The sequence below is a fragment of the Aliikangiella aequoris genome, assembly GCF_053709105.1.
In genome coordinates, this window is the sequence record NZ_CM132298.1 from 1,130,016 (window position 1) to 1,148,045 (window position 18,030).

General features: G+C 40.4%; 14 protein-coding genes and 2 tRNA genes. 14 read left to right on the plus strand and 2 right to left on the minus strand.

Annotated elements, in window-relative coordinates:
* Together glnD and map are read right to left on the minus strand one after the other, a co-directional pair.
* A complete protein-coding gene (glnD, locus tag ACUR5C_RS05010) occupies window positions 1-2,661 on the minus strand; it encodes a [protein-PII] uridylyltransferase (RefSeq protein WP_454467266.1) in 2,661 nt (886 codons plus the stop codon).
* A gap of 23 nt (window positions 2,662-2,684) precedes the next feature.
* The gene (map, locus tag ACUR5C_RS05015; RefSeq protein WP_454467267.1) at window positions 2,685-3,452 is read right to left on the minus strand and encodes a type I methionyl aminopeptidase; all 768 of its coding nucleotides are present in this window, start codon (window positions 3,450-3,452) and stop codon (window positions 2,685-2,687) included.
* A gap of 295 nt (window positions 3,453-3,747) precedes the next feature.
* On the opposite strand from map, the gene ACUR5C_RS05020 reads away from it, so the two are divergent.
* From ACUR5C_RS05020 to ACUR5C_RS05085, 14 genes are all read left to right on the plus strand, one after another.
* The gene (locus ACUR5C_RS05020) at window positions 3,748-5,052 is read left to right on the plus strand and encodes an NAD(P)/FAD-dependent oxidoreductase (RefSeq protein WP_454467268.1); all 1,305 of its coding nucleotides are present in this window, start codon (window positions 3,748-3,750) and stop codon (window positions 5,050-5,052) included.
* A 319-nt stretch (window positions 5,053-5,371) separates the two neighbouring features.
* Window positions 5,372-6,400 carry a recombinase RecA gene (gene recA, locus ACUR5C_RS05025; protein WP_454467269.1) on the plus strand — a complete coding sequence of 343 codons (1,029 nt, stop codon included), beginning with the start codon at window positions 5,372-5,374 and terminating at the stop codon, window positions 6,398-6,400.
* A 292-nt stretch (window positions 6,401-6,692) separates the two neighbouring features.
* A complete protein-coding gene (locus ACUR5C_RS05030; RefSeq protein WP_454467270.1) occupies window positions 6,693-7,271 on the plus strand; it encodes a DUF4136 domain-containing protein in 579 nt (192 codons plus the stop codon).
* Window positions 7,272-7,491: 220 nt separating this feature from the next.
* Window positions 7,492-8,073 (plus strand): regulatory protein RecX, encoded by a 582-nt coding sequence (locus ACUR5C_RS05035; protein WP_454467271.1) that lies wholly within the window; start codon window positions 7,492-7,494, stop codon window positions 8,071-8,073.
* Complete coding sequence (alaS, locus tag ACUR5C_RS05040; RefSeq protein WP_454467272.1) at window positions 8,063-10,654, plus strand: alanine--tRNA ligase; 2,592 nt, start codon at window positions 8,063-8,065, stop codon at window positions 10,652-10,654. Before ACUR5C_RS05035 ends, alaS begins: the two co-directional genes overlap by 11 nt.
* A 157-nt stretch (window positions 10,655-10,811) precedes the next feature.
* The gene (gene csrA, locus ACUR5C_RS05045) at window positions 10,812-10,997 is read left to right on the plus strand and encodes a carbon storage regulator CsrA (protein ID WP_353896571.1); all 186 of its coding nucleotides are present in this window, start codon (window positions 10,812-10,814) and stop codon (window positions 10,995-10,997) included.
* A 118-nt stretch (window positions 10,998-11,115) separates the two neighbouring features.
* Window positions 11,116-11,207, plus strand: a tRNA-Ser gene (locus tag ACUR5C_RS05050).
* A 145-nt stretch (window positions 11,208-11,352) separates the two neighbouring features.
* Window positions 11,353-11,429 (plus strand) — tRNA-Arg (locus ACUR5C_RS05055).
* A 221-nt stretch (window positions 11,430-11,650) separates the two neighbouring features.
* Window positions 11,651-12,400, plus strand: coding sequence for a TMEM175 family protein (locus ACUR5C_RS05060; RefSeq protein ID WP_454467273.1), 750 nt, complete (start codon window positions 11,651-11,653; stop codon window positions 12,398-12,400).
* A gap of 163 nt (window positions 12,401-12,563) precedes the next feature.
* A complete protein-coding gene (locus ACUR5C_RS05065) occupies window positions 12,564-13,196 on the plus strand; it encodes a DUF2799 domain-containing protein (RefSeq protein WP_454467274.1) in 633 nt (210 codons plus the stop codon).
* The gene (locus tag ACUR5C_RS05070; RefSeq protein ID WP_454467275.1) at window positions 13,177-13,413 is read left to right on the plus strand and encodes a DUF2835 family protein; all 237 of its coding nucleotides are present in this window, start codon (window positions 13,177-13,179) and stop codon (window positions 13,411-13,413) included. The genes ACUR5C_RS05065 and ACUR5C_RS05070 overlap by 20 nt, the downstream gene beginning before the upstream one ends.
* A gap of 243 nt (window positions 13,414-13,656) precedes the next feature.
* Complete coding sequence (locus ACUR5C_RS05075; protein ID WP_454467276.1) at window positions 13,657-15,495, plus strand: DUF1302 domain-containing protein; 1,839 nt, start codon at window positions 13,657-13,659, stop codon at window positions 15,493-15,495.
* Between the two features lie 15 nt (window positions 15,496-15,510).
* Window positions 15,511-16,890: a DUF1329 domain-containing protein gene (locus ACUR5C_RS05080; protein WP_454467277.1), complete on the plus strand. Its 1,380-nt coding sequence runs from the start codon at window positions 15,511-15,513 to the stop codon at window positions 16,888-16,890.
* 210 nt (window positions 16,891-17,100) lie between these two features.
* Window positions 17,101-18,030, plus strand: coding sequence for a WD40/YVTN/BNR-like repeat-containing protein (locus ACUR5C_RS05085; RefSeq protein WP_454467278.1), 930 nt, complete (start codon window positions 17,101-17,103; stop codon window positions 18,028-18,030).

The window sequence follows — 18,030 nt, forward strand, 5'->3', positions numbered from 1 at the left end:
CTACTTGTCTAATTGACGTTTAATTTCTTGAATTATCTCTTCACGACTATTTTGATCAGAAATAGGGGTGTTATCTTTTTGGCTAACAATAAAAGTGTCTTCAACTTTCTCGCCTAGTGTGGTAACGCGGGCTTCGTGTAAGCGAATGTTAGCTTTTACAAAGGCTTTTCCGACTGCGGCTAACAGCCCCGGTTGATCTCTTGCGGTCAGTTCTAAGCGAGTAAAACCTGTATATTCATCGTCGAAAAATTCTACCTTAGTATCGATTGAAAAATATTTTAATTGTCTTGGCATTCGCCTTTGAACCGATAACTCCATGTCTTCGGTTTGCCCAATATTTTCAATAATGGCATGCTTAATCGTGTTCTTAAGTTGTGAATTTTTTAGCAAGTTTCCTTTTTCGTCTAAAACAAAAAAACTATCGTAGCAGTGACCGCTTTGATCGGTATAAATATTGGCTGCTAATATACTTAAACCCAGTTGGCTAAGTGTGGCTGTTAACGCAGCGAACAGATGATCTTTGTCTTTGCTGTAAACAAAAATTTCACTACCACTTTTTTGTGGTGTTGTTTTTATACCAATAACAATGCGGTTATTATCTTCACCTTGCTGCTCTAAAATCAGCTTAGACTGCCAAGCGATACTTGACGCTGAGCGTTTAGAAAAATATTGGCTATCTAAGTACTGCCATAAAGCATCTATTTTTTTGTTGTCAAAGCCTTGCTTATTTAATAATTTCTTAGCTTGTGTTCGGTTAACTTGCCAAACTTCAGCAGAAGATGAGTTGTCTTGATTTAAGTAAGCCGACGTATTCAAATATAAATTTTTAAGTAACGAGTCTTTCCACGAATTCCATAAGCTATGACTAGTTGCTCTAATATCGGCTACCGTTAGAATATACAGCAACTCTAGCCGCATTTGGTTTTCAACTATTTCAGCGAAATTTTTGATCACTTTAGGGTCAGATATATCTCTTTTTTGCGCAACCATAGACATAACTAAGTGGTTAGCCACCAGCCACTCGATTATTGCTGTGTGTTTAGGATCGATGCTATGGCTAATACAAAAGTTGCGTGCTTCCATTGCGCCTAGTTCACTATGATCTCCACCTCTGCCTTTAGCAATATCGTGAAATAGTCCCGCCAAAAAAATAATTTCTGGATGTTTTTGGCGTTGCATAATTTCACTACATAATGGAAAGGCCTGATTATTCTCAGGATCGGCAAACTCGCTTAAGTTTTTTAACAAAAATAAAGTATGCTCGTCCACCGTGTAATTGTGAAACATATCATACTGCATTTGACCAGTGATTTGCTTAAAGGCGTTTAAATAGTCAGCCAAAACGCCACTTCGCTTCATTTGAAACATTGCGCGCGGCGAAGTATGCAAAATATGCCAGAACTCTACAAATAACTGTTTGTTATTATTTTTGTTGCGAAACGACGGGGTGATTTTATGTCTAGCCGCTCTAATTGCTCTTAGTGTAGAGGCTGTTATCCCTTTAATTTCATTATCTTTAGCGACATACTGAAATATTTTAAGCAGCTGACTGGGTTTTTTTACAAATAATTTAGGGTCAATAGCATCTATGCGCTGATTGACGATCTGAAAATGCTCATCAATGGGCGCTACGATTTCTGGCTGATCGGTTCGATGCAGGTTTTCTTCTAAAACTTGAATAAGAATGTCACAAATATTTCTAATAATTAATGCTGATCGATAGTAGCGCTTCATCATTTTTTCGACACCAAGCGCATTTTTACTGTCTTTAAACCCCATTAACTTGGCGGTGTTTTTTTGGTAATCAAACAGTAATCTATCTTCAGGTTTTCCGCTAACAATGTGCAATGCATAGCGAACTCGCCAAATATACAGCTGACATTTTACTAAGGTGTAGTATTCTTTTTTTGAAATGAGGTTCTGTTTAATTAGCTGGTAGAGTGATTTAGGGAAATAGGTCCTTTGGGCAATCCAACTAATTAAATGAATGTCTCTTAATCCGCCAGGACTAGACTTTATATTGGGTTCTAGATCGAAAGACGAGCCGTCAAACTTTTTATAGCGTGCTCTTTGTTCGGCGATTTTTGCGTGATAAAAGTCTTGAGCAGGCCATATGTGGCTGGGCGAGGTAGCGGCTCTTAATTTGTTAAACATGGCTTTGTCACCACATAAATAGCGCGCTTCCATAATATTGGTTGCAACAGTAAGGTCTTGCTTGGCCAAGTCTATACATTGCTCGAACGAGCGAACCGATTGGCCAACCTTTAAGTGGCAGTCCCATAATAATGAAATTATAGACTCTAAAGGCTGCTGGTAGTGGGGGTCTAGAGTCGTTTCGCTAAGTATTAGCATGTCTATATCAGATTGCGGATGTAATTCGCCTCGGCCATAACCTCCTACGGCGATTAAGGCTGCATGATTATTAATGCCATAGTAGTGCCACAAAGTAACTAATAGTTTATCAACGTATCGGGTGCGAGAGTGGACTAAAGAGCGTACATTGGTTCCTTTTTTAAACTCGCTGTTAAGGTGCTCTTCTAATAATTGGAAGTAGCGCTTGAGCTTTTCTAAAAGCTCTTCTCTTGAAATTGACTGAGACTCAAAGTCGAGTATAGCGGAGAGCTTTTTGTTTACCGAAGTCGTACGCGAATTAGATTTCATAAATAAATTGAGTACCGAGCCATTTAGAATGGCTCATCTGGTCTTTTGGTTAAAACATCGACACCGTCAGCAGTGACCAGTAAAGTGTGCTCCCATTGAGCTGATAGGCTTTTGTCTTTAGTTACAACCGTCCAGTCGTCTTTGAGAAGACGCGAATGCCGTTTACCGGCATTTATCATTGGTTCTATAGTAAAGGTCATGCCTTCTTGCAGTGTTTCCCCTGTGTTTGGGCGGCCATAATGTAATACTTGGGGCTCTTCATGAAACACTTCACCAATCCCATGACCACAATACTCTTGCACAACGCTAAAGCGTGCTTTGTGAGCATGAGTTTCAATAGCATGTCCTATATCACCAAGCTTTATGCCTGGCTTAACCATGTCAATACCAATATACAGGCACTCTTGGGCAACTTTTATTAACTTCTCTGCGAGTACACTTGGTTTACCTACAACAAACATTTTTGATGTATCGCCATGAAAGCCATCTTTTATAACCGTCACGTCAATATTGATAATATCGCCGTCTTTGAGCTTCTTATCCGCGGGAATACCATGACAAATCACATGATTTACCGAGGTACAAATGGATTTAGGAAAACCGTTATAGTTGAGCGGTGCTGGAATCGCTTGTTGCTCATTGACAATATAGTCGTGACATATTTGATTCAGTTCATTGGTTGTAACCCCTTTTTTAACGTAAGGGCCAATCATTTCTAGCACTTCTGCAGCAAGCCGACCAGCGACCCGCATTTTTGCGATTTGCTCTGCATTTTTTATTGAAACAGACATTAAATATTACCGTAACTTAAGTATTTGCCACATTGTACTGAAATTGTAGCTAATTGGAATAGTAGCGAGAAACAATCAAGGCTAAGCCCAAGCCGATAATGACTGGTATCTTCGTTTTAGATATTGCTGTACTACGCGCAACTTAGGTAATTAATTGGACTAACAAAAGACTCAATATAACCCTAAAAATAAGTGCTTATTTGCTATACAGGGTAAGTTTATTGCGGGTAAAATAACCCAAAATAAGAGTAAGGAACACTCTCAGCATTTACTAAAAAGGGGACAATAAGTCATTATGACGGTTCAAATTAAGCAGACCGAACACGTTAACAGTTACTATGCAGCGACTCAAAAGCAGGCTTTAAATCTCAGCCCATTTTCTCAGCCTAAAATTCACACTAAGGTTTGTATTATTGGTGGCGGTTACGCTGGTTTAATGACTGCAATGAGTTTGTTAGAGCGTGGCGTTAAAGATATTGTCATCATAGAAAAAAATAAAGTGGGCTGGGGAGCGTCTGGTCGCAATGGTGGCTTTGTGTTTGGCGGTTACTCTCTGGGGCCGCGCGCATTAGTTAAGCGTGTTGGGCAAGAAAAAGCCAAGGCGCTTTATCAATTTACGACTCAGGCGGTAGACTTAATAAGGCAGCGGATTAATCGTTATCAAATTCATTGTGACTTAGTTGATGAAGGGGTGATTTGGGCCAATTGGTTTAAAGATCAAAGCCTATTGCTCGAAGAACAAGCCTTTATGCGTAAAATGTTGCAGGTAGAATGGAAATACTTAACCCCAGAGCAGCTAAGTAAGCAAATAATGAGTAAGCGCTATCACGGTGGTTTATTTGAAAAAAATGCGATGCACTTTCATCCCTTAAATTACGCTAACGGAATTGCCCATAAAATTATTCAATCTGGTGCCCAGCTATATGAAGCAACGCCGGCAAAGCGAGTTAAAAAGGTCAGTAGTGGCAGCGTGGTAGAGACTGAGTCAGGGGAGATTCACTGCGAACATTTGGTCATTGCCGCTGGTGGCTATATTGAAAACCTTTATCCAAAGGTTGCATCCTCAATTTTACCTATTGCAACCTATGTCATGGCCACAGAGCCATTAGCTGATCGGTTAGAATCCGTGCTTAAAACCAAAGCTGCGGTCTATGACACACGATTTGCGTTTGATTATTACCGCCCATTACCAGACTCGCGCTTGCTGTGGGGCGGTAGGATTAGCGCTAACACGAAACGGCCTAAAGATTTAGAGCAAGATTTAAAAAATGATGTTTACAAGGTTTTTCCAGACTTAGGTGACTTTAAAGTTGACTATGCATGGGACGGTTGGATGGCATATTCTCGTCATCAAATGGCCCAAATAGGCCAAGTAGATTCGAATGTTTGGTATGGCATTGGCTTTGGGGGCCATGGTGTCGCACCAACCACTGCAGCGGGTGAAATTTTGGCTAGCGCTATATGCGGCGATAATAGCGCTATTCAACAATTTAAGCCTTGGGGACTACCCTGGAACGGTGGAGTATTTGGACCTATGGCTGCGCAAGCGAGCTATGCCTGGTATCAAGCTAGAGACTGGCTAAAACAAACCCTAGAGTAAAATCACTTTGCTGTTAAGTAGTATGCTTGAAAAAGCGACGCATTTATTTAACTAGCATAGCCAGGCCAAGCTAAAAAAACTATGATGGCGCTTAAGCCATTAAGGTAATAAAAAATTAACATTTGCCTACTGGTATAAGTAGGTGTAGTATAAGTGCCTGTTGCTTGGGTGGTGTTTGTTTTTTGGGGTGATTCTTTACGCTCTAGAATAGGCTGACGCAACTGACAGGCGTAACTGAGTTTTAAGCAGCTATAGTCGCAAACGGATCGGCGGTTTAAGTTGTAACCTAATTTAGATAACAAATTTTGTGGAGAGTAAAATGGACGATAATCGTAAACAGGCGTTAAATGCCGCATTAGGACAAATAGAACGACAATTCGGTAAAGGCTCAGTAATGCGTCTTGGAGAAGCGGAAGCGCAGAAAATTGGTACCATTTCTTCAGGGTCTTTGGGGCTTGATATTGCTTTAGGCATTGGCGGTTTTCCAAAAGGCAGAGTTGTTGAAATTTATGGACCAGAATCTTCAGGCAAAACAACCTTAACCCTACAGGCAATTGCGGAATGTCAGAAAGCGGGTGGTACTGCTGCATTTGTTGACGCTGAACACGCACTTGATCCAGAGTATGCCGAAGCGCTAGGAGTCAACTTAAATGAGCTACTCGTTTCACAACCTGATACTGGAGAGCAAGCCCTTGAAATCTGCGATATGTTAGTTCGCTCTGGCGGCGTTGACTTGGTTATTATCGACTCGGTGGCGGCTTTAACTCCAAAGGCTGAAATCGAAGGTGATATGGGCGATTCTCATATGGGATTGCAAGCTCGACTGATGTCACAAGCATTAAGAAAGCTAACAGCAAACATTAAACGTACCAACTGTACCGTCATTTTTATTAACCAAATTCGTATGAAAATTGGGGTAATGTTTGGAAACCCCGAAACGACAACCGGTGGTAACGCGCTTAAGTTTTACGCTTCTGTTCGCCTTGATATTCGTCGAATTGGCGCGGTTAAACAAGGTGACGAAGTTATTGGTAACGAAACTCGAGTAAAAGTGGTTAAAAATAAAGTGGCGCCGCCATTCAAGCAAACAGAGTTTCAAATTCTTTATGGTCAGGGAACCTCTCGATTGGGTGAAGTGGTTGATATAGGCGTAAAAGAAGGTCTTGTAGACAAAGCGGGTGCTTGGTATAGCTATAACGGTGACCGCATTGGCCAAGGTAAAGCTAAAGTGACTGATTTCCTTAAAGAAAACCCAGAAATCGCGGAAGAAATTGAATCGCAAATTAGAGCTAAGCTGCTCCCGCAAGCCAAAACTGCGGAAGCTCCTGCAGAACCAGTTAAAGACTGATTTTAAGTCGTTTTAATTGCAATGGTCACTAAGGTTGTTACTTTAGTGGCCATTTTTTATGTCTCTCTTTAAATACTCTTATTTCGAATGTGTACTGCATTTGAATACGATGAGTATCTAGCCAGTCTAATTGTGATCTACTTGTAACAGCTTAATTTGCGCCTACTAGTATAAACTGCGCACTGATATTCTATTTTTGAAAGCTAGTGTTATACTAAGCGCAAGGCAAACTTTGAAAAGAGTATTGTCTTATTTAATCAATTACTCAATTGTTAAGGTGGGCTAAACAGTTATGTTACAAACAATCAAATTCGGCATTTTGCTGGTCGGGGTACTATCCGTGCTGGTTGGCTGTGCGTCTAAGCCTCCGGTAACTTACGATTACGATGTGAACTATAATTTTTCGCAGCTAAAAAAATACGCATGGGTCAAAAGTGAGCAAGCTGAGAAAGTTTTAACTTTAGATCAAAAAAGACAAATCAATGCCATTGAAACTATTCTGAATAGAAAAGGGTTTAGCAAGGCTGCAACTGTGCAACAAGCTGATTTTCTTTTAAAAACGCATGTGGTAACAGATAAAAAGGTTGATGTAGATCGCTTTTATTCTACTTGGGGTTACCATCCTTATATTTATCCTAATACTATGCATCCCGGCTTTATAGGGTGGCCACGCAACTCCACTACTGTGGTTACTGAGCGTAAAATAAGTACTTTAGTACTCGACATTGTTGACCCTAAGAAACAGCAAGTTATTTGGCGAGGTAGTGTTGCTAGTCCGCTTGGTATTTATAACAATAGAACACCTGAAGAGCGTATGACAATTGAACTAAACAACGCCAGTGAAATGCTCAGTGCGTTTCCACCACGTTAATGTAAATTGATAGGATAAAAGGCTGACAGATTAACTAACTAAAGCCTGCGTATTGTTAAAACGCATTTATTGTTTAATAGATTCGCTTATTCCGCGGGATTATCCTATTAATGGTACAAAGCAGGGCTTTTCTCTATTGTAATCCACTAGATGATTGTATATCGTTCACTTAAAATTTGGGCGATATTGGTTATGCGCTTGAAATATGGCTTAGACTCAAATGTTAAACCAAGACGAACAACCTAAAAAGAGTAACAAACAGCTTAATCGTGCAATCAAATATGCGTGCCGATTACTAGGTGTTCGAGAATATGCTAACAAGGAAATAGCACTAAAATTACAGAGCAAGGGCTTTGATGCATGTGTAGTTACTGAATGCTTAGAGTATTTGAAGCTTAACAATTGGTTAAACGAGTCTCGCTATTGCGAATCTTATATTCGGTTTAAGTCGGCCAGAGGCATCGGTAAGCAGCGAATTAACCATGAGCTTACTCAAAAGCAAGTTGATGCTAAGCTTGCCCAACAAGCAATGCAACAGGCACAAGTTGATTGGCAAGCCTTGTGCGACTCTGTATTGATAAAAAAAACACGGTCCATGGTTACAACTAGTTTGGCGGCAAACTTTGAAGAGTTGTCAGCGCAACACGCTGAAGTCGCCATTACACCGATTAAACAGAATTTAAAGCAATATCGACAATTACAAAGATTTTTACAGTATCGCGGGTTCGACTCACAGCAAATTCGCGCATCAATGAATAAATTTATAGTTTTGGGAGAAACATCAGGTGAGCATGACGAGTAACGAAATTCGCGAAGCCTTTTTAACTTATTTTGAAAGCAAAGGGCATCAGCGCGTTGATTCTAGCCCATTAGTGCCGGGGAATGATCCTACTCTGTTGTTTACCAATGCAGGAATGGTTCCTTTTAAAGAGTGTTTCCTTGGAACAGAAGATAGAGGCTATAGCAGAGCCACAAGTTCGCAAAAGTGTGTGCGAGCTGGCGGTAAGCATAATGACCTTGAAAACGTCGGTTATACCGCCCGCCATCACACCTTTTTTGAAATGTTGGGCAACTTTAGCTTTGGTGATTATTTTAAAAAAGAAGCCATGCAATTTGCATGGGACTTTTTAACCCAAGAACTTAAACTGCCCGCCGAAAAACTGTGGGTGACTGTCCACAAAGACGATAAAGAGTCTGAAGATATTTGGTTTAACGACATAGGCATAGATAAAAACCGCTTTTCGAGATTAGGTGATAAAGACAATTTTTGGTCGATGGGTGACACTGGTCCGTGTGGTCCTTGTAGCGAAATCTTTTACGACCATGGTGAAGGTGTTGAAGGAGGTCCTCCTGGCACACCAGAAGAAGATGGTGATCGCTACATAGAAATATGGAACCTAGTTTTTATGCAGTTTAATCGTAGTAAAGACGGCAGTATGAAGCCTTTACCAAAACCGTCGGTAGATACTGGCATGGGGTTAGAGCGAATCAGTGCAGTAATGCAACACGTACACAATAACTATGAAATAGACTTATTTGCTAACTTAATACAGTTTATTGCCAAAGTTATTGGTGTGAAAGATCATACTAATCAGTCGCTTAGAGTGGTTGCTGACCATATACGTTCTTGTTCGTTTATGATTTTAGATGGTGTCATACCCGGTAATGAAGGTCGTGGCTATGTGTTACGTCGAATTATTCGTCGCGCGATTCGTCATGGAAATAAATTAAATGCCCCTAGTCACTTTTTTCATCAACTAGTACCAGGGTTAGTGGCTCAAATGGGACAGGCGTACCCTGATCTTAAGAAGCAACAACAGCAAATAATGGATATTTTATTACAAGAAGAGCAACAATTTGCGCGTACTTTAGAACAAGGTATGAAAATTCTTGAGCAAGATATCGCCGATTTGCAAAATCAACAAATTCAGGGAGAAACCTTATTTAAGTTGTATGATACTTATGGTTTTCCGGTTGATTTAACCGCTGATATAGCAAGGGAGAAAGGTTTGTCAGTGGATATGGAAGGATTTGAGTCTTGTATGCAAGAGCAGCGCGAAAGAGCGCGTCAAGGTAGCCAATTTGGTAACGACTATAACGACAATTTAGACTTAAAAAGTGAAACACAGTTTACCGGCTACACAGATTCAAGTGCAAACTCCCAAGTAAGTGAAATTGTTATAGATGGCGGAAAAGTCGATGCAATTACTGCGGGTACGGAAGCTGCGTTGGTTATATTACATTCGCCTTTTTATGCAGAGTCTGGTGGCCAAGCTGGCGACAGGGGACGCATTTATGCAGACGACTTTGAGTTTGAAGTACAAGACACGATTAAAGTAAACGAAGCATTTTTGCATAAAGGCATTGTTAGAAGTGGCACTGTAAAAGTCGGTGCTAAAGCCACTGCCGAAATTGATCAAAAGAATCGTGAAGAAACCGCGCTAAATCACTCAGCAACTCACTTATTACATGCGGCTTTAAGAAAAATACTAGGCGAGCACGTTCAGCAAAAAGGCTCATTAGTTGATAGTGAGCGATTGAGATTTGACTTCTCTCACCCTGGATCTGTTTCGCAAGAAGAAATATTTAAAATCGAACAATTAGTGAATTTAAAGATACGCGAGAACCACCCGGTAGAAACTAAACTCACCTCCATTGAAGATGCCAAGCAAATTGGTGCAATGATGTTGTTTGGTGAAAAATATGGCAGCGAAGTGCGTGTTTTAAAAATGTCTGAATTCTCGGTTGAACTTTGCGGTGGTACACATGTGAAGCGTACTGGTGATATTGGTGCATTTAAAGTGGTTAGTGAGCAAGGTATAGCCTCGGGCGTAAGGCGAATAGAAGCGATAACAGGGGCAAGTGCCATTGAATATACTCAAAAGCAAGGCTGGTTAATTAATCAATTAGCGTCCTCTTTAAAGACCGACCGTTTGTCACTAAGCGAAAAAGTAGAACAATTAGTGGTTAAGTCAAAGCAGCAAGACAGAGAAATAGACAAGTTAAAATCAAAACTTTCATCTTCACAAGGGTCGGACTTATTATCTCAAGCGCAGGAAATTAACGGTGTAAAGGTGTTAGCAGTTAAAGTCGAAGGGGTTGATAATAAAGGCTTACGAACCTTGTCTGATCAACTAAAAGATAAAATTGGTTCGGGCATTATCGCATTAGCGACAGCTAATGATGATAAGGTGACATTAATTACTGCCGTGACTAAAGATTTATGTAAACAATATCACGCAGGTAACTTAATGCGCGAGTTAGCCGCTATTGTTGATGGTAAAGGCGGCGGGCGTCCCGATATGGCGCAAGGCGGTGGAACCAACGTAGCTGCTATAGGTGAAGCAATACAAGCGGTTAAAAGTTGGGTCGAAGCGCAATAATACTGCTATTATATTAAGTAGGAACAATACGTGCTGAAATTAAAAATTAATACAGTGACTATGAAATAGTCTATTGTTATAATTGCCTCCCTTAGGAAGGGAAGATAAAAAGTAGGACGCGTATTTAAATACAGCCAAATTTTTGAGGAGATTGGCAATGTTAATTTTAACTCGTCGTGTTGGCGAAACACTAATGATCGGTGATGAGGTTACGGTAACGGTTTTAGGCGTTAAAGGTAATCAAGTACGAATTGGCGTTAATGCGCCCAAAGAAGTTTCTGTACACAGAGAAGAAATCTATATGCGAATTCAACGTGAAAAAGAGATGTCTTCGGACGAGTAGTTTTCACGATTTAGTCTTCTATTTAGAGAATCTGATTTAAATACAAAAAAGTGATTGATTTTTAGTTTTAATCAGGTAGTATTCTCCCCCGCAAAACATCAGCAAATAATTAATACCTGGAGAGATGGCCGAGCGGCTGAAGGCGCTCCCCTGCTAAGGGAGTATGGGTTTTATAGCCCATCGAGGGTTCGAATCCCTCTCTCTCCGCCATTAATTGTTGTTTAAGGAATAAATGAAGTTTTGTGGGATAGCGGCTTAGTCGTTAAAGTTTAAAATTAGTTTTAATTAGTATTGACTTTAACCTATCACACAAGGATAATGCCGCACCTTCTAACGGCAACGTTAGATACCTTACGCGCATGTAGCTCAGCTGGATAGAGTACCTGGCTACGAACCAGGCGGTCGGAGGTTCGACTCCTTCCATGCGCGCCATTTCAAATAAAAAAACCGAGCTTGCTCGGTTTTTTTATGTCTGCAATAAATATTTTACTAAGTGTTACTTGTGCTGCGAATTGAATCGCTAAGCTCTCAGCTTGAGTATTTTAAGTCGTTATTGCTTAAGTTAGTTGTGAGAAGCTAGATTTAAATACCTAAAATTTATGGTATATATATTCCTTAATTAAATGATTGATCCAAATATTAAGGGAATTTTAATGGCTTTGTTAACTCAAAAATTTCTAAATGAGTGTCCAAGTGAAAAAGGGTTTCGAATGCGGGGGATTCAAACAACTCGGCTGGAAGCTTTTATTGATGCTGCTTTTGCATTTGCAGTCACAATGCTTGTTATTTCTTTTGATGCGATTCCTCAATCGTTTGACGAAATGATTCTAGCGATTAAAACAATTCCCGCTTTTATTTTTGCTGTGGTGCAATTAGTGTGGGTTTGGCATACTCATAATATATGGAGTAGGCGATTTGGGCTAGACACAACTTATGTTGTAGTGCTTAGCACCGCACTTTTAATTCTAGTATTAATCTATGTTTATCCCATGCGAACCATGGCTGCGGGTATGTTTGCTTGGTTAACTAACGGGTATTTACCCTCAAGCTTTAAAATTAACTCTTTAGACGAATTGCGCACTATGTTTATATTTTTAGGCGTCGGTTTCTCTGCAATTTGTTTGGTATTTGTGCAAATGTACCGCTACGCGTTGAACCTTAAAGAGCAACTTGTGCTAAATTTTAACGAGACTTTTGAATGTTCTAGTTTTATTTTGGGGTGGAGTGGAGCCGCTGCTAGTGGTGTGCTTTGTATTATATTAGCGCTTTTCATGCCTGCGCAATTAGTGCCGTTGAGCGGTTTTGCTTTTGCGCTTTTAGCGGTATGGTTTCCTTTAATTTCTGGAATACGAACTAAACAAAAGGCAAAAATACTAGCTTCGCAATTGAGTGACCTAAGTTAATCGTTAATATTGAGTTCATCTGGCTTAGGCTATGCTTGGCTCAAGAACTAAATCGGAAAGATTAACAGGTTTACAAATTTCAAGTTTAACGTAGCGGCTAGTAGTCTTAATTTAAATAGTGTATTTTGATGTGCTGTTTGTTACTTAATTTAGGGGATGTCATTTGAGTTCTAATTTATATCTAAGGTTTTTGGTACCTGTAATTTTTATCAGCGTTTTAAGTGGCTGTGCGACGTTGAGCCAAGACGAATGCTTAAACGCAAACTGGAATATTATTGGAATGGCTGATGGGGCTAAAGGTCGTCTACCGTCTTATATTAGTCAACATCGTGAAGCTTGTGCTGAGTATTCAGTGGTGCCAAATTTAGAGGCCTACTTAAAAGGCCACACACAAGGAGTTAAAGAGTATTGTAATTATCACAATGGATTCCGTGTGGGAGAGTCTGGCGGACGTCATAACGGCGTTTGTAAAGGGCAATTAGCCGCTGAATTTAATAAAGGCGTGGTTGGAGGAAAAGCCGTATATAAGCTTTCTTTAAAAATTAAATCTTGGGAAAGTAAAAGACATCAAGTAGAAGATGAAATCAGCTTAATAGAGTCACAAATAGAAACCAATGAAGAACGAGTGATTGAAGCGAAAATTTCTCGCTCGGAAAAAAGAGCGCTACTGAGAGAAAATAAACGCTTAATCGAAGATAAAGAAGACCTAATATTAAAGGTAGAGCATTATAATAGAAATATTGACCGTATTAGGGATCAGCTTGAAAATTTAAAATATGCAAAATCAAGGCGTTAATGAAGTAAGATTTAGGTTAAATATCTCCGCACAAGAGTACTTAAAGTATTACCGAGGCCAAGTGCATAGTGTATTGGTTGTCAGTGACGATGGGAAAAAAGTCCGTTTCCCGGCAAACTTGTTGCAACCTTACGTGACTAAATTAGGTATTTGCGGATACTTTTGCCTAAGATACAGTAATTTGGGGAAAGTGATCGAATTGGTAAAATTAACATAGTTTTGACGCAATGCAGCAACTTTGCTGTCTTGTAAGTGTTTGAATTTAAAGATTAAAAAAAATATTAAAAAAAGCTTTAAACTGGTCGGATGATTTTCCATAATAGGTTTTTATGGGCTTTTGCTCAAAGTTAAATTTTACTAAACTTTAAGAAAGGCTATAACGTATAAAGTAGTCGTCACTACTGGTCGTTTAAGCTACAACTATTTACATAATCCGCTCTTCAATGGGGAAGGTAATAAAATGATAACAAAAGGGCTAAATAAAAACTGCCAACTTAATATCTCTAAAGCTGTTGTGGCAGTTTCGCTAGCTTTGTCTGCCGTCACAAGCGTCCAGGCAATTGAGCTTAATACTGAAACTTGGAGCGGCTCGTGGGACACTACTGTGTCAGCAGGTATGAGCTGGCGTGCCGAAGATCGCGATGAGAAAAGAATTGGTCATGCCAACTTATTAGGTTTAGGACCTGGCGAGTTATCGGCAATTCCAGGGTCTAATCAAGAGCTGACGCGCGGCGCTTGGAGTAACAATGGCGACGATGGCAATTTAAACTTCGACAAAGGACAAATGTTCTCGCGAGTGTTTAAAGTGACTACAGAGCTTGGTATGGAACACGACAGCGGTTTTGGTTTTTTTGTGCGTGGTTCAGCTTTTTATGATGTTGAACTCAATCAAGATCCATGGAGACGTCCTAAACCAATTTCTGATGCCGCCTTAGACGAACAAGGTAAAGATATGCGTTTGTTAGACGCTTATGTTTATAAAACTTTCGATTTTGGCGACGGTGTGCTTCAAGCGCGTGCCGGACGACAGGTTATAAGTTGGGGTGAAAGCACGTTTATTCAGCATGGCTTATCAGAAATCAATGCGGTGGATGTAACGGCTTTGCGAGTACCTGGTTCTGAGTTAAAAGAAGCACTATTACCTGTCAATACATTGTGGTCGTCTTTAGATCTCACTTCTACCCTTAGTTTAGAGGCTTTCGTACAGTTTGAGTGGGAAAAATTCAGAACTGACGAGCCCGGCACCTATTTTGCTACTCAAGATTTTACCGGTGAATCAGGCACAGACATCCATTTAGGATTTTCGCAATATGGCGAGGGCACTCCAGGCACTATTGCACGTCGTTTAGATGACAAAGACGCTAAAGATGACGGTCAATTTGGTGTAAAGTTAGCGTGGCTAGCGGAAGACTTAAATTACACTGAATTTGGTTTTTACTATGTTAACTACCATAATAAAAGACCTATTATTTCTGCAAATGCACATAACGGCACTGAAGTTACGGGCTTTTTTGAGTATCTAGAAAATATTCAAATGTACGGTTTCAGTTTTAACACTTCAACTGATAGCGGTATTTCTATCGCAGGTGAAATGACTTACCGTCAAGATGAGCCACTCCAAATAGACGATGTTGAGCTACTATTTGCTACTTTAGAACCTGTAGGGTCTATTCCAAGCGGAACTTCACAAATTCCAGGAGGCGCATCCCCAGGAGACGAGATTTCTGGGTATCGCTTATTTGATACGGTACAGTATCAAGCGACCTTTACAAAGTTTATGGGGCCAACTTTTGGCGCAGATCAGTGGGTATTACTAGCTGAAATTGGCGCAAACCAAATTATGGATATGCCAGAACAATCTGAACTAAGATTTAACGCGCCAGGTACCAATCGTAGTGGTAATCCTGATAGAGCTGGCCGCGGATTGGGTTTTGTTGACCCCACTTCACCTTGCAGTATCGGCGGTGTTCCCGTGGAGTGCGAAGGCGTAGAAACTAATAATTTTGCTGACGACTTTTCATGGGGATATCGAATAGTTAGTAAATGGGATTATACCGATGTCTTTTATGGATGGAATGTTGCTCCCCGAATAGTTTACCAACATGATGTAAGCGGTACCACACCTGGGCCAATTAGCAATTTTGTTGAAGATCGTAAAGCTGTAACTTTAGGTGTTGGCTTTGATTTACAGGCAAAATGGAAAGCAGATATTGGTTACTCTGCATTCTTCGGCGCAGGCACAGCGAACCTTATGGGCGATAGAGATTTTCTAGCGGCTAACATCAGTTATTCATTTTAAGAAGGACATGTACACATGTTAAAAAGTAAGAAGTTTACAACAACGATAATTGCCGCTGCGGTTTGCTATGGATTAACCTCTGGCGCATGTATGGCAAAAGTTTCTGCTGAAGAAGCAGCAAAATTGGGCACCACTCTCACCCCAATGGGATCTGAGAAAAGCGGCAATGCCGCGGGCACAATTCCTGAGTGGAATGGCGGTATTACGCAATTACCTGCGGGTTACAAGCCTGGTGACTTTCATCCTGATCCCTATGCTGGTGATAAAGTAAAGTTTACTATTACTAAAGCCAACATGGAGCAGTACAAAGATAACTTAACGCCTGGTCAAATCGCATTATTTGAAGCTTATCCAGATACTTTTAAAATGGATGTTTATCTCACTCGTCGAAGTGCTTCTTATCCGCAGCATGTCTACGATGAAACCAAGGCAAACTCATTGCGCGCGGAGTTAGTTGAAGGTGGAAATGGTTTAAGTAAAGCTGCAGTTGGCTTTCCTTTTCCTATTCCTAAATCGGGTTTAGAAGTTATTTGGAATCATATCGTACGCTATCGCGGTGAAACGGTAACCCGTAATACCGGTCAAGTTACTCCGCTTAGAGACGGAAGCTACACATTAGTTAAGTTCCAGGACGAACTCGATCAACACTATACAAAGAAAGGGACTAAGCCAGAAGATTTAGAAGAGACCAACATGTTGTTTTACTTTAAGCAATGGGTAACTTCGCCAGCCAGATTAGCTGGTACCGCTCTGTTGGTTCATGAAACGCTTGATCAAATTAAAAAGCCTCGTCAAGCATGGACATACAACACTGGTCAACGTCGAGTTAGACGAGCTCCTAATGTTGCTTATGACGCACCAGGAACAGCGGCAGATGGGCTTAGAACGACAGATGATTTTGACATGTTTAATGGTGCACCAAACCGTTATAACTGGAAGTTAGTCGGCAAAAAAGAGCTATATATTCCCTATAACACCTACAAGTTACATTCTGATAGTGTCAAATACGAAGACATTGTTCGTGCAGGGCATATTAACCAAGATCTAGTGCGCTATGAACTTCATAGAGTTTGGGTTGTAGAAGCTGACTTAAAAGATGATACTCGCCACCAGTACAAAAAGCGTGTTTTCTTTATCGATGAAGACAGCTGGCAAGTTGCTATAACTGACATTTATGACACGCAAGATCAACTGTGGCGCGTTGGAATGTCTCACGCGGTCAATTATTACGAAGTGCCTACATTATGGTCTACATTGGAGGTTTTCCACGATCTTAAGTCCGGCCGTTATTTGGCATTAGGCTTAGATAATGAAGACGAAATGTATGACTTCTCTGCTAAAAGAGACAAAAATGACTTTACTCCAGCTGCACTGCGCAGAGCGGGTAAAAAATAAGTCATTTTTTTTAGTGAAAAAGGCTCCAAACAAGAAAAGGTCGGTTTATTGCCGACCTTTTTTCGTGATTTATATTCAAATTGTCCCTACACTTACTTAAAACGAATAGTTAAGCGTAAATTTTAACGACAATCTAATCGATGGATGGTTAATCAGTTCATGAAATTTTTGGGTTTAAAAATTACTGTAGTTACTATCTTCAGCGCTTTCATGTTATTTAGCGTTGGGGCAACTGCAGAAGTAACTTTGAACACGCGTGCAGTAAAAGCACCTGAACGTTTATTAATGGACATAAAGCAAGTGGCTAATAAACGCTTGGTTGCTGTTGGTGAGCGAGGCCATATTATTGTTTCAGATGACTTAGGTGAAAGCTGGTCGCAGAAACTGGTACCTACTGAGGCGCTGTTGACCAAACTATTTTTCCTCGACGGGCAAACAGGTTGGGCTGTCGGTCACGAACAAAATATTTTGTTTACCAATGACGCTGGAGAAACTTGGACTTTGCAACATGCGAGTAAAAATTTAGACCAGCCAGCATTTTTCGATATTTGGTTTAAAAACAAGCAACAGGGTATTGCCATAGGCGCCTATGGCTTATATATGCAAACCGAAAATGGCGGAGTCACTTGGGAGCCTGTTTATCAAGCAACTCTTGAAGATGAAGAAATTGGGTTTCCCCACTTTTACTCGGTTGCCGCTTTAGATGATGGTGAAACCTTGGTCATGGCCGGAGAACTGGGCTTTTTAGCAATTTCGAGCGACCTGGGGCAAAATTGGCGAAAATTAGATAGCCCTTACGACGGTTCGTTTTTTAATGTTCAGGCGCTAAATGAGCAAACATTAGTTATTATGGGCTTACGCGGACATGTTTTTAAATCGGTTAATTTAGGGGAAAGTTGGAATCAAATTGAGACCAATACTATCGCTGTTCTGCAAGAGTCGACTAAGCTAGCCGACGGAAGGTTATTAATCGTTGGCACAGATGGAGCGCAGCTGATTAGTGATGACAACGGAGATAGCTTTAAGCTTTCACAGCGGAGTGATAGAGTGCATTTGGCTAATGCTATAGCACTAGACCAAGATACTGTGCTACTTGTTGGTATAAAAGGCGTGTTAAAAACTAATTTTAATGAACAATAG

Coding starts and splice junctions, on each gene's coding strand:
- glnD (WP_454467266.1), bottom strand. CDS start 2,661: ATGAAATCTAATTCGCGTACGACTTCGGTAAACAAAAAGCTCTCCGCT.
- map (WP_454467267.1), bottom strand. CDS start 3,452: ATGTCTGTTTCAATAAAAAATGCAGAGCAAATCGCAAAAATGCGGGTC.
- ACUR5C_RS05020 (WP_454467268.1), top strand. CDS start 3,748: ATGACGGTTCAAATTAAGCAGACCGAACACGTTAACAGTTACTATGCA.
- recA (WP_454467269.1), top strand. CDS start 5,372: ATGGACGATAATCGTAAACAGGCGTTAAATGCCGCATTAGGACAAATA.
- ACUR5C_RS05030 (WP_454467270.1), top strand. CDS start 6,693: ATGTTACAAACAATCAAATTCGGCATTTTGCTGGTCGGGGTACTATCC.
- ACUR5C_RS05035 (WP_454467271.1), top strand. CDS start 7,492: ATGTTAAACCAAGACGAACAACCTAAAAAGAGTAACAAACAGCTTAAT.
- alaS (WP_454467272.1), top strand. CDS start 8,063: ATGACGAGTAACGAAATTCGCGAAGCCTTTTTAACTTATTTTGAAAGC.
- csrA (WP_353896571.1), top strand. CDS start 10,812: ATGTTAATTTTAACTCGTCGTGTTGGCGAAACACTAATGATCGGTGAT.
- ACUR5C_RS05060 (WP_454467273.1), top strand. CDS start 11,651: ATGGCTTTGTTAACTCAAAAATTTCTAAATGAGTGTCCAAGTGAAAAA.
- ACUR5C_RS05070 (WP_454467275.1), top strand. CDS start 13,177: ATGCAAAATCAAGGCGTTAATGAAGTAAGATTTAGGTTAAATATCTCC.
- ACUR5C_RS05075 (WP_454467276.1), top strand. CDS start 13,657: ATGATAACAAAAGGGCTAAATAAAAACTGCCAACTTAATATCTCTAAA.
- ACUR5C_RS05080 (WP_454467277.1), top strand. CDS start 15,511: ATGTTAAAAAGTAAGAAGTTTACAACAACGATAATTGCCGCTGCGGTT.
- ACUR5C_RS05085 (WP_454467278.1), top strand. CDS start 17,101: ATGTTATTTAGCGTTGGGGCAACTGCAGAAGTAACTTTGAACACGCGT.